Genomic DNA, 13,891 nt, shown 5'->3' with positions numbered 1-13,891 from the left:
AAACTAATAGTTATGTCCCTCTTAAAGTTTGAATCCATGCTTAAAACCAACGCAGTTTATTTTTTTGATCTGGTTGAGTTTGAAGAAATAATTGTACATTATTTAGATGCTGGTAAACATGCTTTGGCTAAAAAAGCAGTAAAATTAGGGTTGCAACAACACCCTGCTTCTGTAGATTTAAAATTACTACAAGTAGAAATTTATGTTTTTGAAGATGAGTTAGATAAAGCATCCATATTATTAAAAATAATTGAGCGTTTAGAGCCTAATAATGATGAAGTTTTTATACAAAAAGCAACCATCAGTTCTAAACAAGGAAACCATAAAGAGTCTATAGAATTATTAAAAAAAGCGTTGACTTTTACAGATGATAAAGTAGATGTTTGGTCTCTTTTAGGCATGGAATATTTGTATTTAGACGACTTTAATAATGCACGTTCTACGTTTATAAAGTGTGTAGAAGTAGATTTTGAAGATTATTCTGCCTTATATAATGTTGTCTATTGTTTTGATATGGAGGCTAAACATGAAGAAGCAATTACCTATTTAAACAGTTATGTAGAAATAAATCCATATTGTGAAGTTGCTTGGCATCAATTAGGAAGGCAGTATTTTATTTTAGAAATGTTTGAAAAGGCATTGATGTCTTTTGAATATGCTGTTTTAATTGATGAATCTTTTATTGGGGGTTATTTAGAAAAAGCAAAAACCTTAGAGCAACTAGGGCGTTATAAAGAAGCGATAGATAATTATTTAATTACCTTAGAATTAGATGATGCGACTGCTTTTGTGTGCCTTAGGGTAGGTGAGTGTTATGAAAAATTATTAAATTTAGATGAAGCTATTTCATTTTATAAAAAAGCGGTACATGAAGATCCTTTATTAGATAAAGGTTGGGTGTCACTTGCTAATTTATCATTCTTAGATGAAAACTATCAGAAAGCAGCTTATTATATTTCTAAGGCGTTAAAAATTGAAGAGGACAATTTCTTGTATTGGAGACGATATGCTGAAATTAATTTAAGACTTAATTTCTATGAAGAAGCTGTAGTTGGTTATGTAAAATGTTTAAGTTTAAATGATACTGACTTAGAGGTTTTTATTGGTCTAACGGATGTATTATCTTTTTTAGGTGAATTTAACGATGCAATAAGTACTTTAATTAAAGCACAAAAATTTTACAAAGATGCTGCTGAAATAGAATATAGATTAGCAGGCTTATTTTTTATTCTGAATAAAGAAAAATACGGATTTGACCACTTAATTACTGCTTTAAAAATAGATTACGATTATAATATTATTTTAAAAGAATTGTACCCAATTGTCTATGATGATAAAAAAGTACAAAAGCTTTTAGTTGATTATAAAAAAGCGATGGAATAAGTTCAAAAATTAAAAACCTCACAATATTGTGAGGTTTTTAAATATTATTTTAAAAAAAAATTACATTGCTGATTTATAAATTGCAATAGTATCTTCTAGTGTAACTTCTCTAGGGTTTCCTCCTGTACAAACATCTGCTAAAGCATTTTTAGCCATTTCTGCAAAATCTTCTTCTTTAACACCTAATTCTTTTAATCCAGAAGGAATTCCAACAGATTTAGATAAGGCTTTTATAGCAGAAATAGCAGCATTAGCACCTTGTGTATCGCTCATTTCTAATACACCAACTCCCATAGCTCTTGCTACTCTTTTTAATTTATGTGCACAAGCAGGTAGGTTAAAAGCTTCTACATGTGGTAATAGAATTGCATTAGCAACACCATGAGGTAAATTATACATACCACCTAGTTGATGTGCCATAGAATGCACATAACCTAAACCAGCATTTGAAAAAGCTTGACCAGCAATAAACTGACCCCAAGCCATCTTGCTTCTTGCTTCGATATTTTTACCATCTACAACAGCTATTTCTAAACTTTGTGAAATTAATTTAATAGCCTCTAATGCCAAAGCATCAGACCAACCAAAAGCTCCTTTAGTAACATACGTTTCAATAGCATGTGTTAAGGCATCCATACCTGTTGCTGCGGTTAGACCTGCAGGCATACCAATCATTAATTCTGGATCGTTTACAGCAATTGAAACTAAACAATTTTTATCGACCATCACCATTTTAATATGACGTTCCGCATCGGTAATCACATAATTAATAGTAACCTCACTCGCAGTACCAGCAGTTGTATTAATTGCTACAATTGGTAATGCTGCTTTTTTTGATATATTAATACCATCGTAATCTTTAATATCTCCACCATTTGTTGCTAAAATACCAATAGCTTTACCACAATCTTGTGGAGAACCGCCACCTAGCGTCAAGATAAAATCACATGAATTGTCTTTTAACAATTCTAAACCTGCGTTTACATTTTGGCAAGTAGGGTTTGGCTGAACCTTATCAAAAAGGACTACTTCAACCTCTGAAGCTTCCATTACATCAATAATTTTTTGAGCAACACCAATTTTCACTAAAACCTCGTCAGTTACAAAAAGTGCTTTTTTGTAAGGTAAGCTTTTTAATTCTTCTCCTAAATCGTTTAACGCTCCTGGGCCAATTAAACTTAATGGTGGTAAGTAAATTCTTCTGTTTTGTAACATTTTTAGTTTGTTTAGTTGTAGTTAATAAAAATCGGTGTTTTTACACTGTTTTTCTGTTCGCAAAATTAGCGGTTATATAAGTTTTTAGATATGACTATTATCATGATTCATTTTGTTATCAATAAAAATTAATTATGCATACAAAAAAACCTCACAATATTGTGAGGTTTTCTTAATTTTTTATTGACTAAAATGTATTACTTGCCAGCTTTATCAACAACTAATCTTGCTTCTCTATTGGCAACTTCCCATGCTGTATAAAACACTAAACGCGTTCTTTTTTTTAATAAGTCATATTCAATTTTATCAGGAGTATCAGAAGGCTTGTGGTAGTCTTCATGAGTTCCGTTAAAATAAAATATTACAGGTACATTGTGTTTTGCAAAGTTATAATGATCTGATCTGTAATAAAAACGATTAGGATCATTTTCGTCATTATATTTATAATCTAAATTAATATTGGTATATTTTGTATTTGCTTTTTCAGAAATTTCGTGAAGCTCTGTACTTAATTTATCTGCACCAATTAAATACACATAATTAGAATCTAAAGTATGTGCTTTATCAACTCTACCAATCATATCTATATTTAAATCACAAACGGTATTTGTTAAAGGAAAAACAGGGTTTTCTGTATAGTACTTAGAACCTAATAAGCCTTTTTCTTCTCCGGTAACATGTAAAAATAACACAGATCTTTTAGGCCCTTTTCCAGCTTTAGCTGCTTTTTGAAAAGCTTCTGCAATTTCTAAAATAGCCATAGAACCAGAACCATCATCATCTGCTCCATTATAAATTACACCATTCTTTATTCCTTCATGATCTAAATGTGCAGAAATAACAACAATTTCATTTGGTTTTTCTGTACCTTTTATAAAAGCTAAAACATTTTCAGAATCTTTTAAGTTTCCTCTTCTAGAGTTTTTATTTAAAAATTCTGCAGAAACTTCCTGAAAATAATCATCACCACCTAAAGGTGAAGCAATACCTTGGCTTACGTAAAAATCTTTTAAATATTTAATTGCTTTTTTTTGTCCAGGCTCACCTGTATTTCTTCCCTCAAACTCATCTGAAGCAAAAATATATAAATGTGTTTTTAAGTTTTCAGCCGTAATTGATTCTGCATATTTTGCAGCATAATCGATATTTAAATCTTCTTGCGTGGTGGTTTTACTAGAGCTACATGCTATTAAAAAGAATAGCCCAATAGTGTAAAAGGTGTTTTTCATGAGTTGGTTGAATAAAAATTATAAAGTTGATTGTAAATTAAACATCAAACTTAACTTTTGTTAATCACAAATTGTTGTAACGTTTTGTTAAAATTAACAAGTTCTTTAGGAAAAAGGGTGTCAAAAGCATTTGTTGCTATCAATTCTGTTGGCGTACCAAAATGAACGGTGTTTTCTGTTAAAAGCATTACTTGATCGGCTAATTGAATAGAAAGGTTTATTTCGTGAGAAGAAATAATAACGGTTTTATGAGTGTCTGCAACTAACTTTTTTAACAATGAAAATATTTTAATAGTATGATGCATATCTAAATGGGCTGTTGGCTCATCTAAAATAATAATATCTGTATCTTGTGCAAGTGCACGTGCAATTAAAACTCTTTGTAATTGACCGTCACTTAATTCATAAAAACGATTATTTTTAAGATGTTCTATTTCTGTTTGTTGTAATGCAGTTTCTACTTTTTCGATGTCTTTACTAGAAAGTTTATCAATCCAATTTGTGTAAGGTTGTCTACCAAGGGCAATTAATTCGTAAACCGTTAATTGGCTTTCTGGTAAACGTTCTGTTAATACTAAACTTAACTGTGTAGAAAGTGTGGTTTCTGTAAGGTTTTTTAAGTTTTTCTGATGAATAAATATAGCACCAGAAATAGGTTTCTGAACCTTAGAAAGTGTTCTTAAAAGAGTCGATTTTCCAATTCCGTTTTTGCCTAAAACCGTTATTAATTTTCCCTTTTCAATTTCTAAATTGATGTTTGAAGCAATAATTTTAGGGGTCTTTTTTTGCTGATAACCTATAGATAGATTTTCAGTTTTTAAAACGATATGTTTATTTTCTTGTTTATTCATAAATGAGCTACCTCCTTCCCAAAAGGAAGGTTAGGATTAATTTATCCTTTTAAACAAATAATCTCTTTTTTCTAATTAGCAACCAAATAACAATGGGTGCACCAAATAAAGATGTAATTGCATTTATAGGCAATGTAAATTCACTTGTAGGCATTTGTGCTATGGCGTCGCAAATTAACAAAACAATGGCACCAATAATAGCTACTGCGGGCAATAATATTTTATGATTAGAGCTCGAGAATAACATTCTTGCAATGTGCGGAACTGCCAATCCTACAAATGCAATTGGTCCAGAAAATGCTGTAATTACACCCGTTAAAACACTGGTAATTAGTAAAATAATATTTCGGCTTTTTTTGACATTAACGCCTAAGCTTTTTGCGTAATTTTCACCTAATAAAAAACTGTTTAAAGGTTTTATAACGGTAATAGTTCCTAAAATTCCGATGCAATAAATAATAGTAAAAACGGTAATTTCATTCCAAGTTAAATTACCCAAACTTCCAAAACTCCAAAAGAGGTATTGCTGTATTTGGGCTGCTTCACTAAAGTAAGCTAAAACACTAATAACTGCAGATGTTAGTGAGCCAAACATTAATCCAATTATTAAAATAGACATAGTGTTTCTAACTTTGTTTGCTGCAATAATTACAGCAGATAAAACTAAAAAAGCACCAAGACTTGCAGCTATAGGTAATGACCAATTAGATACAGAACTTGTTAGAAAAAAGCCACCAAAAACAGAAGAACCTAAAATTAAAATAGCAACTCCTAAACTTGCTCCAGAAGAGATACCCAATACAAAAGGACCCGCCAAAGGATTCCTAAATAAGGTTTGCATGAGTAAACCACAAATAGACAAGCCAGAACCTACTAAAATAGCTGTTATGGCTTTTGGTACTCTAAAATTAACAATAATGGTTTCCCAACTTTCTTTGGTTACATTACCGCCAAAAAGGCTGTTGAAAATATCTTTAAACGGAATAGAAACAGACCCAAAACTGATATTCAAAAAGAACAAAACTACCAGTGAAATTGATAAAAAAAGGAAGTGTTTTGTGTATGATTTGTTTTCCATTGATGCTTGTTGGTTGTGCACAGTCTAAACTTACTTAAACTTCTCTAAAGCTGTGCTTTTATCTTCAAGTTAAAATATTTTTAACTTGAAGATAATGTTCCAGAGTTTGATTCTAATAATTATATTTTGATAAAAATTTTACTAATTTCTGAATTGCAATTCCTCTATGAGAAATGGTGTTCTTTTCTTCTGAAGTCATTTCTGCAAAAGATTTTTCATAACCTTTTGGTTTAAATATGGGGTCATATCCAAAACCTTTTTCTCCGTGTTTCTTTTCTAGAATGTCTCCTTTGCAAATTCCTTCAAAAAGAAAATTTTCGTCATTTAAGTTTAAAGCAACAGCGGTTCTAAATTGTGCTTTTCTATTTTCAGTAGGTTTTAAATCTACCAATAATTTTTGCATATTGTTTTCAGAATTAGAAGGCTCACCTGCAAAACGTGCAGAATATACACCTGGTTTTCCGTTTAAACTTTCTACTTCTAAACCGGTATCATCAGCAAAACAATTATAACCGAATTTTTTGGTAATATAATCTGCCTTTAATTTAGCGTTTCCTTCTAAAGTGGTTTCTGTTTCTTCTATTTCATCAAAACAGTTAATGTCTTTTAAACTCAATAATTGTATTGAGTCTGGTAACATTTCTTGAACTTCAGCAAGTTTGTTTAAATTGTTGGTAGCGAAAACTAATTTCATCTGTTTCATTTTAGCAAATGTAAGAAATTAAACAGTGAAATTTTAAAGAGTTCAGCGATAGAAATTGATTAATATAAAAATTTAAATTAAGGAATTATTGTAACAGGAAGAGCTCTTGTGAAAAGTGTAAAATAAAGTGTTATAGGTTACGATTTTTTTTTGGTAAGTATAAAAAACTTGTCAACATGTGTTTACATAAAAATCAAAAGAAACTATTTTATTATTCCCCCAAATTCATAAAAATTACTTTTTAATTTTCTATAAACACATATATTGTCGTTGACAAGTTTATTTACTCTTCTTCTTTTTCTTCTTTGCATATGCCAACTCAAACTTAGAATAAATAAATAATGTAAACTTCATTTAAAAATTTAAGGACTAGTCATTTTAATGAAATCAGTAAGAATTTTAATGAATCAGTAATAAAATTAAAAGAATATTAGTTAATTTTTTGTAGGTTTGATAAATAAAAACACCTCAAATGGTTTGATCGAAGCCTTTTTATTTTTATTTACAGGCATTATTGGGCTTGTTATACTTACCTTAATGATTAGGTCATATAGATCTAATCCATTTTGTAATTTTTTTTTAGTTTTAATTATAAGTGTAATTTCATTTCGTTATTTTTTTCATGGTAGTTATGTTTTAGGTTTACAATCGATTTTAAAACCAGATAGCGGTTTATATTCCTTACTTTTTTTAATTCTTGCTCCTTCTTTATATTTATATTATAAGCATTTAGTAGATCAGAAAAAAGCATACAACCCTAAAGATTTTAAACATCTTTTTTTTATAATATTTCTATATCTAATCAATTCAGTCGAAGTTTTACAAAATAGCTTTATATTTTATTTTGGTACAATGACTAATTTTTATTTGATATCAATTTTTGTGCTGTTTTATATCGTTTTAATATTTATATTGTTAAAGAATAAAGTTTGGTTCAGAAAAAACATGCTTTTAAATAAAGATCATTTTAATTTGGTTAAAAATTGGACCATTTATTTTTTTGTAATTAACATACTTTGTAGTTTAATGGTTTTTATTTCCTTGTATTTAGAGTTTAAATCAGGTAGTAAGGTTTCGGGGAAAACAATGGCTGTTTTTTCAATGGTTTTCTGGTTATCCGTTTTCTTTAAAATTTTAATCTCTCCAGAAATTTTATACGGACTTCCTATTCTTAATAAAACCTTATTAAAATTTAATGAGGTATCACCTGAAGAGGAAGAGCAATTAGCTTCAGTAAGTGACATTGTAGGTAATAATTGGGTAATAGAAGTCGCTATAAAAGAAGATAGTCAAGATTATAGATTACAAGAAAATATAAGAACCAATATTGTAAGTTATATTCAAGAAGTTGATAAATTAAGTGCAGAACAATTTATTTTTAGAGGTCAAAAAGTTTCACAGAGTGATATTGCAGAAACTTTAGGGGTACCTACAAGTCATATTGTTTATTTGTTTAAATATCATTCTAAAATTTCTTTTACAGAATATAGAAAAAATAGTAGAATACAAGATGCTCTTAAACTTATTGAAGGTGGTTTTTTAAACACAGAAACCTTTGAGTCTTTAGCCTATAAAACGGGATTTGCATCTTATAATCCTTTTTTTATTGCCTTTAAAAGTATTACATCACATTCACCTCAAGATTACAGTAGAAGTAAGAAATAGAAAAATATTTTTTACTCATGATGGTAAGGCTCATTCTTAAGAATTGTAAAACCTCTATACAATTGTTCAACAATAAAAAGACGAATCATTTGGTGTGAAAATGTCATTTTAGATAAAGATATTTTTCCGACAGACTTTCTATAAACCGCATCAGAAAAACCATAAGGTCCACCAATTACTAAAACTAATTGTTTTATACCAGCGTTCATTTTTTTCTGTAAATATTTAGAAAACTCAATAGAGGTGAAGTGTTTGCCTTTATCATCTAACAAAACTAAATTATCTGTGTTTTGTAGTTTAGATAAAATCAATTCACCTTCTTTTTCTTTTTGTTGAATTTCGCTTAAATTCTTTACGTTTTTAATATCGGGAATAATCTCTAATTCAAACTTTATATAGTGCTTTAATCTATTTTGATATTCATCAATTAACTGAATCAAATTTTTATTGTCAGTTTTACCAATGGCTAGTAATTTAATTTTCATAATTCTTGTCAGGTCGAGCGCAGTCGAGACCTTATAAAAACCTCTCGACTGCACTCGAGGAGACAATTATTGTCGGTACAAATTTATCTGTTTTAAAACATAAATTCAACAGAAGTAACAAAAAGTTGAAAATCATTGGTTATTTTTACATCAGAATTCAATAATTATGATATCAAAAGAACAATTTCAGAACGAGTTAGATTTAATTATAAAAAATGCTATTAGAGAAGATATTGGAGATGGAGACCATACTTCACTTTCTTGTATTCCTGCCGATGCAGAAGGAAAGGCAAAATTGTTGGTAAAAGAAGACGGAATTATAGCCGGAGTAGAATTTGCAAAACAAGTTTTTTCTTACGTTGATAAAGATTTAGAAATAGAAACATTTATAAATGATGGTGATGATGTAAAATATGGAGATATTGTTTTTCATGTTTCCGGGAAGTCTCAATCGATTTTAATGGCAGAACGTTTGGTTTTAAATGCTATGCAAAGAATGTCTGCAATAGCAACAAAAACAGCCTTTTTTGCAAATTTATTAAAAGGAACAAAAACTAAAGTATTAGATACTAGAAAAACAACACCAGGAATTAGAGCTATTGAAAAATGGGCTGTAAAAATTGGAGGAGGAGAAAACCATCGTTTTGCATTGTATGATATGGTAATGATTAAAGACAATCACATCGATTTCGCTGGCGGAATTACAGCTGCAATTACCAAAACAAAGAAATATTTAGCAGAAAAGAATATCGATATTAAAATTATTGTGGAAGCGAGAAGTTTAGAAGAAATTAAAGAAATTTTATCTAACGACGGTGTTTACAGAATTTTAATAGATAACTTTAATTATGAAGATACTAAAAAAGCAGTTGCACTAATTGGTGATACTTGCTTAACAGAATCTTCAGGCGGAATTAACGAGGAAACGATTAGAAAATACGGAGAATGTGGTGTAGATTTTATATCTTCTGGTGCATTAACACATTCGGTTTATAATTTAGATTTAAGTTTAAAAGCTTTTTAAGAATGTTAAAAAGTTTGAAAAAAATACAAAGTTGCAGTATACAAAGTCTGACTTTGCAACTCTGTTACTGCTTTTAACTTTGTAACTAAAATAAAAAAAAATGAAAAAATATATAACAATAGCTGCATCTTTAATGTTGGTGATTTCTTGCAACACTAAAGAAGCTAAAAAAGAAAACACAATGGATATTTCTAAAAATCCTTTATTAGTGAAAAGTACGTTAGAATATGGTACACCAGATTTTACTAAAATTAAAGCAAAACATTTTTTACCGGCTATTTTAGAAGGTATGAAATTGCAAAATGAGGCAATTGAAAAAATTACTCAGAATACTGAGGCTCCAAATTTTGAAAATACCATTTTAGCTTTAGAAGAAAGTAGTAAAAAGTTAGATGATGTAACTGCTGTTTTTTATGGATTGGCAGGCGCGCATACCAATGATACTATTAAAGAAAATCAAAAAGAATTAGCGCCAAAGTTTTCTAAACACAACGATGATATTTTATTAAATACACAATTGTTTGCAAAAGTAAAATCGGTTTATGAAAATCTTTCTGAAGCTAATTTAGATGCTGAATCTAAACATTTGGTTGGAGAATATTTTAAGAATTTTTCTAAAGCAGGCGCAAATTTATCCGAAGAAAAAAAAGAGAAATTAAAAGAAATCAATTCAGAAATAGCGAGTTTATCTAACGATTTTGGAAAAAAATTATTAGATGCAAGTAAAAAAGGAGGAATTACAGTTACTAATAAAGAAGGTTTAAAAGGTTTTTCTGATGAAAAAATAAAGTCTTTAGAAAAAGATGGTGCCTATGAAATTCAGTTAGTAAATACAACGCAACAAGCTTCTTTACAAACGTTAGAAAATAGAGAAGTAAGAAAAGAATTGTTTGAAAAATCAATTCATAGAGCAGATGCTGGTGAGTATGATACAAGTGATCTTGTTTTAAAAATGACAAAGTTAAGATCGGAAAAAGCACAAATATTAGGTTTTGATAACTATGCTAGTTGGAGTTTACAAGGAACCATGGCGGCAACTCCAGACAAGGTTTTTAACATGTTCAAAAATTTAATTCCTGGTTCTTTAGACAAAGCAGCATCAGAAATAAAAGAGATTCAAGCAGAAATTAATAAAGAAGGAGAAGACTTTAAATTAGCTGCTTACGATTGGAATTATTATGCAGAAAAAGTACGTAAATCTAAATATAACTTAAATGAAGATGATGTAAAACCTTATTTTGAAATGACAAACGTTTTAGAAAAAGGAGTTTTTTATGCGGCAACAAAATTATACGGAATTACATTTAAAAAACGTACAGATATTCCTACTTATCACCCAGATGTTGTGGTGTATGAGTTGTTTGAAGAGGACGGTTCTAAATTAGGATTATTCTTTGGAGATTATTTTGCAAGAGATAGCAAACGTGGTGGTGCGTGGATGAGTAATTTTGTAAAACAATCTAAATTACGCAATCAAAAACCTGTAATTTATAATGTTTGTAATTCGTTAAAACCAGCAGAAGGAGAACCGACATTAATCAGTTTTGATGAAGTTGAAACCATGTTTCATGAGTTTGGCCATGCATTACACGGTTTCTTCGGAAATCAAAAATATGCATCTATTTCTGGTACAAGTACCGCAAGAGATTTTGTAGAATTTCCTTCTCAGTTTAATGAAAATTGGTCAACACATCCAGAAATTTTAAATAATTACGCGATACATTATAAAACAGGAGAAGTGATTCCTGCTGAATTGTTGCAAAAAATTAAAGATGCGGGTACTTTTAACCAAGGATATTCTATGATAGAGAATTTATGTTCTTCTAGTTTAGACATGAAATGGCATACAATTTCACCAAAAGAGACCATTGAAGATGTAGCTAATTTTGAAGCAGAAGCCTTAAAAAGTATGAAATTAAATTTGGATGAAATTCCTCCAAGATACCGTTCTACTTATTTTGCACACATTTTTAGTGGTGGTTACGCTGCTGGTTATTATTCTTATTTATGGACAGAAATGTTGAGTCATGATGCGTATGATTGGTTTAAAGACAATGGCTTGTTAACTCGTGAAAACGGACAAAAATTCCGTGAGCAAGTTTTATCTAAAGGAAACACAATGGATTATGCAGAAATGTATAAAACATTTGCAGGGAGAGATCCTAAAGCAGCACCAATGTTAGAAGCAAGAGGTTTAAAATAATTAATAAAATGAAACATATTATAAAAGTTATAGCGGTAGTTTGTATTCTATTTTTAGCATGTAAAAATAACACAGCACAAGATGTTTCTGGTGTTTATATTGGCGAGTTTCCATGTGCTAATTGTACGGGAATCGATAATAAAATGACCTTAAATTCTGATAAAACTTTTGTGTTAGAGAGTGTATATAAGGGACAAGGTGATGATACTGTTTTTACGAAAACAGGAAATTATTCCGTTGAAAACGGAAAAGTAATTTTAGAGTTGGAAACGAGTCCTTTTAAATATGAAATTGGAGACAATTATATTGAAATGCTAGATATTGATGGTAATAAAATTAAAAGTGAATTAAACTATAAATTAACAAAACAAGAGTAAGTTTAGATGACAGATACTTATTTTGATAGCGAAGAATTTACTAAAATAGATTTCAGGAAAACTAAAATAAACAAAGGCGAGTATGATAATTGTACATTTACCAATTGTAATTTTGAGAATGTACATGCGTCCAATATTCAGTTTGTAGAATGCGAATTTATAGATTGTAATTTTAGCAATGCAATTTTAGATAATACTGCTTTTAGAGAGGTTGCTTTTATCAATTGTAAAATGATGGGAGTGAAATTTAATGAATGCGATGCGTTTTTACTACAGTTTAGTTTTAAAGATTGTCAATTAAGTTTTTCGTCTTTTTATAAATTAAAAATTCCGAATACAAAGTTTGGTAATTGTAACTTACAAGAAGTAGATTTTACAGAAGCAGTTTTAACCAATTCTTCTTTTGATAATTGTGATTTTAAAGGGGCAATTTTTGACAGAACAAATTTAGAGAAGTCAGATTTTAGAACTGCTTTTAACTTTAATATTAGTCCGGAAAATAATAGTTTAAAAGGAGGGAAGTTTAGTAAAGAGAATATTATTGGGCTTTTATCAGAATATAAAATTATTATTGAATAATTTATAATTAAAACGAAAGTAAAATTAACTACTGTTTTTACTCATGCAGTTTGTAACTTTGCTACTAAATTTAACTTTGTAACTCAAAATAATGAGTAAAGAAATAGAAGAGAAATTAGAAAAAATACCAGTTGTAAATTTCTTGGTACTATTTGGAAAAAGAGTAAAAATTCCTGGTTTAGAAGGAATGTCCTTGTACGATGTTATAGAAATGTACATAATTGGTATTGTAAAAGGAGCTTTAACAACTAGAGCAGGTGGAATTGCATTTAGTTTTTTTATGGCCGTTTTTCCTTTTTTACTGTTTATTTTAACGTTAATTCCATACATTCCAATAGAAGGTTTTCAAGAAGGCTTATTTTCATTTATAAAGGAGGTGTTGCCTCCACAAACATTTGAAGCTGTAGATGTTGTGTTAAAAGATATTATTAACAATCAATATGGAGGTTTGCTTTCTTTTGGTTTTTTATTGTCTATCTTTTTAATGACAAATGGTGTGAATGCTATCTTTGGTGGTTTTGAGCATTCATATCATATAACTGATGTTAGAAATGTTTTTAGAGCCTATTTTGTTTCTTTAGGAGTTTCTTTATTAATGTCATTCTTTTTAATAGTTACCATTACCACCTTAATTTTATATCAAGTAGCACTATCTAAAATAGACGAAACGGGTTGGTTAGATACCGGTGATTTAGATCTTTTTCTTTTGGGTAAAAATGCCGTTTTCTTAGTAATGATTTTTACTATTGTATCTTTGCTTTTTAGGTACGGAACAAAACAGGGTAAAGAAACAAAATTCTTTTCTGCAGGTGCAATTTTAACCACAGTTGTGTCTTTATGTACGTTTTATTTATTCGGTATTTATGTAGTTAAATTTGCACAATACAATCAATTATACGGTTCTATTGGTACGCTTTTAATCTTGATGTTATTTGTGTGGCTAAATGCAATTATCTTATTGTTAGGCTTTGAGTTAAATGCTGCTATTTACGCTTTAAGATTCAGAAATAAAATTGATTCTATTTTATAACATTTCTAAGTTTTTCACGATATTTGCGTTCGCTAAAAGCGATTATCATTTAACAATTATCAGTAATCT

At 29.4% G+C, this 13,891-nt stretch carries 13 protein-coding genes; 7 read left to right on the top strand and 6 right to left on the bottom strand.

Translation table 11 applies throughout. The features are described 5' to 3' along the window. Positions 1 to 36 precede the first annotated feature (36 nt). Positions 37 to 1,383, top strand: a complete 1,347-nt coding sequence (locus H0I27_RS11315; RefSeq protein ID WP_254713080.1) for a lipopolysaccharide assembly protein LapB — start codon at positions 37 to 39, stop codon at positions 1,381 to 1,383. 60 nt (positions 1,384 to 1,443) lie between these two features. Here H0I27_RS11315 and H0I27_RS11310 read toward each other — a convergent pair whose 3' ends face one another. The 5 genes from H0I27_RS11310 to H0I27_RS11290 all read right to left on the bottom strand — a co-directional run bounded on the left by H0I27_RS11310 (position 1,444) and on the right by H0I27_RS11290 (position 6,450). Continuing rightward, complete coding sequence (locus H0I27_RS11310; RefSeq protein ID WP_218730811.1) at positions 1,444 to 2,598, bottom strand: iron-containing alcohol dehydrogenase; 1,155 nt, start codon at positions 2,596 to 2,598, stop codon at positions 1,444 to 1,446. Between the two features lie 197 nt (positions 2,599 to 2,795). Beyond that, the gene (locus tag H0I27_RS11305) at positions 2,796 to 3,827 is read right to left on the bottom strand and encodes a M28 family metallopeptidase (RefSeq protein ID WP_218730810.1); all 1,032 of its coding nucleotides are present in this window, start codon (positions 3,825 to 3,827) and stop codon (positions 2,796 to 2,798) included. A gap of 50 nt (positions 3,828 to 3,877) precedes the next feature. After that, positions 3,878 to 4,678 carry an ABC transporter ATP-binding protein gene (locus tag H0I27_RS11300; protein ID WP_218730809.1) on the bottom strand — a complete coding sequence of 267 codons (801 nt, stop codon included), beginning with the start codon at positions 4,676 to 4,678 and terminating at the stop codon, positions 3,878 to 3,880. 49 nt (positions 4,679 to 4,727) lie between these two features. Then, positions 4,728 to 5,756 (bottom strand): iron ABC transporter permease, encoded by a 1,029-nt coding sequence (locus H0I27_RS11295; RefSeq protein WP_218730808.1) that lies wholly within the window; start codon positions 5,754 to 5,756, stop codon positions 4,728 to 4,730. 112 nt (positions 5,757 to 5,868) lie between these two features. Then, positions 5,869 to 6,450 carry a non-canonical purine NTP diphosphatase gene (locus H0I27_RS11290; protein WP_218730807.1) on the bottom strand — a complete coding sequence of 194 codons (582 nt, stop codon included), beginning with the start codon at positions 6,448 to 6,450 and terminating at the stop codon, positions 5,869 to 5,871. Between the two features lie 954 nt (positions 6,451 to 7,404). Here H0I27_RS11290 and H0I27_RS17640 point away from each other — a divergent pair. Next, positions 7,405 to 8,124 carry an AraC family transcriptional regulator gene (locus tag H0I27_RS17640; protein ID WP_254713079.1) on the top strand — a complete coding sequence of 240 codons (720 nt, stop codon included), beginning with the start codon at positions 7,405 to 7,407 and terminating at the stop codon, positions 8,122 to 8,124. An 11-nt stretch (positions 8,125 to 8,135) separates the two neighbouring features. Here H0I27_RS17640 and rlmH read toward each other — a convergent pair whose 3' ends face one another. After that, the gene (gene rlmH / locus H0I27_RS11280) at positions 8,136 to 8,609 is read right to left on the bottom strand and encodes a 23S rRNA (pseudouridine(1915)-N(3))-methyltransferase RlmH (protein ID WP_218730805.1); all 474 of its coding nucleotides are present in this window, start codon (positions 8,607 to 8,609) and stop codon (positions 8,136 to 8,138) included. A 166-nt stretch (positions 8,610 to 8,775) separates the two neighbouring features. Here rlmH and nadC point away from each other — a divergent pair, with 166 nt between their 5' ends. From nadC to H0I27_RS11255, 5 genes are all read left to right on the top strand, one after another. Then, a complete protein-coding gene (gene nadC, locus H0I27_RS11275) occupies positions 8,776 to 9,633 on the top strand; it encodes a carboxylating nicotinate-nucleotide diphosphorylase (protein ID WP_218730804.1) in 858 nt (285 codons plus the stop codon). Positions 9,634 to 9,733: 100 nt separating this feature from the next. Beyond that, complete coding sequence (locus H0I27_RS11270) at positions 9,734 to 11,836, top strand: M3 family metallopeptidase (RefSeq protein ID WP_218730803.1); 2,103 nt, start codon at positions 9,734 to 9,736, stop codon at positions 11,834 to 11,836. A gap of 8 nt (positions 11,837 to 11,844) precedes the next feature. Then, entirely contained in the window at positions 11,845 to 12,213 is a 369-nt protein-coding gene (locus tag H0I27_RS11265) for a copper resistance protein NlpE (protein WP_218730802.1), read from the top strand. A gap of 6 nt (positions 12,214 to 12,219) precedes the next feature. Then, a complete protein-coding gene (locus H0I27_RS11260) occupies positions 12,220 to 12,792 on the top strand; it encodes a pentapeptide repeat-containing protein (RefSeq protein ID WP_218730801.1) in 573 nt (190 codons plus the stop codon). A gap of 91 nt (positions 12,793 to 12,883) precedes the next feature. Next, positions 12,884 to 13,822 carry a YihY/virulence factor BrkB family protein gene (locus H0I27_RS11255; RefSeq protein WP_218730800.1) on the top strand — a complete coding sequence of 313 codons (939 nt, stop codon included), beginning with the start codon at positions 12,884 to 12,886 and terminating at the stop codon, positions 13,820 to 13,822. Positions 13,823 to 13,891 lie beyond the last annotated feature (69 nt).

It is taken from the genome of Polaribacter sp. HaHaR_3_91, from assembly GCF_019278525.1.
Lineage (GTDB): Bacteria > Bacteroidota > Bacteroidia > Flavobacteriales > Flavobacteriaceae > Polaribacter.
This window is presented reverse-complemented; position numbering and strand designations above follow the sequence as displayed.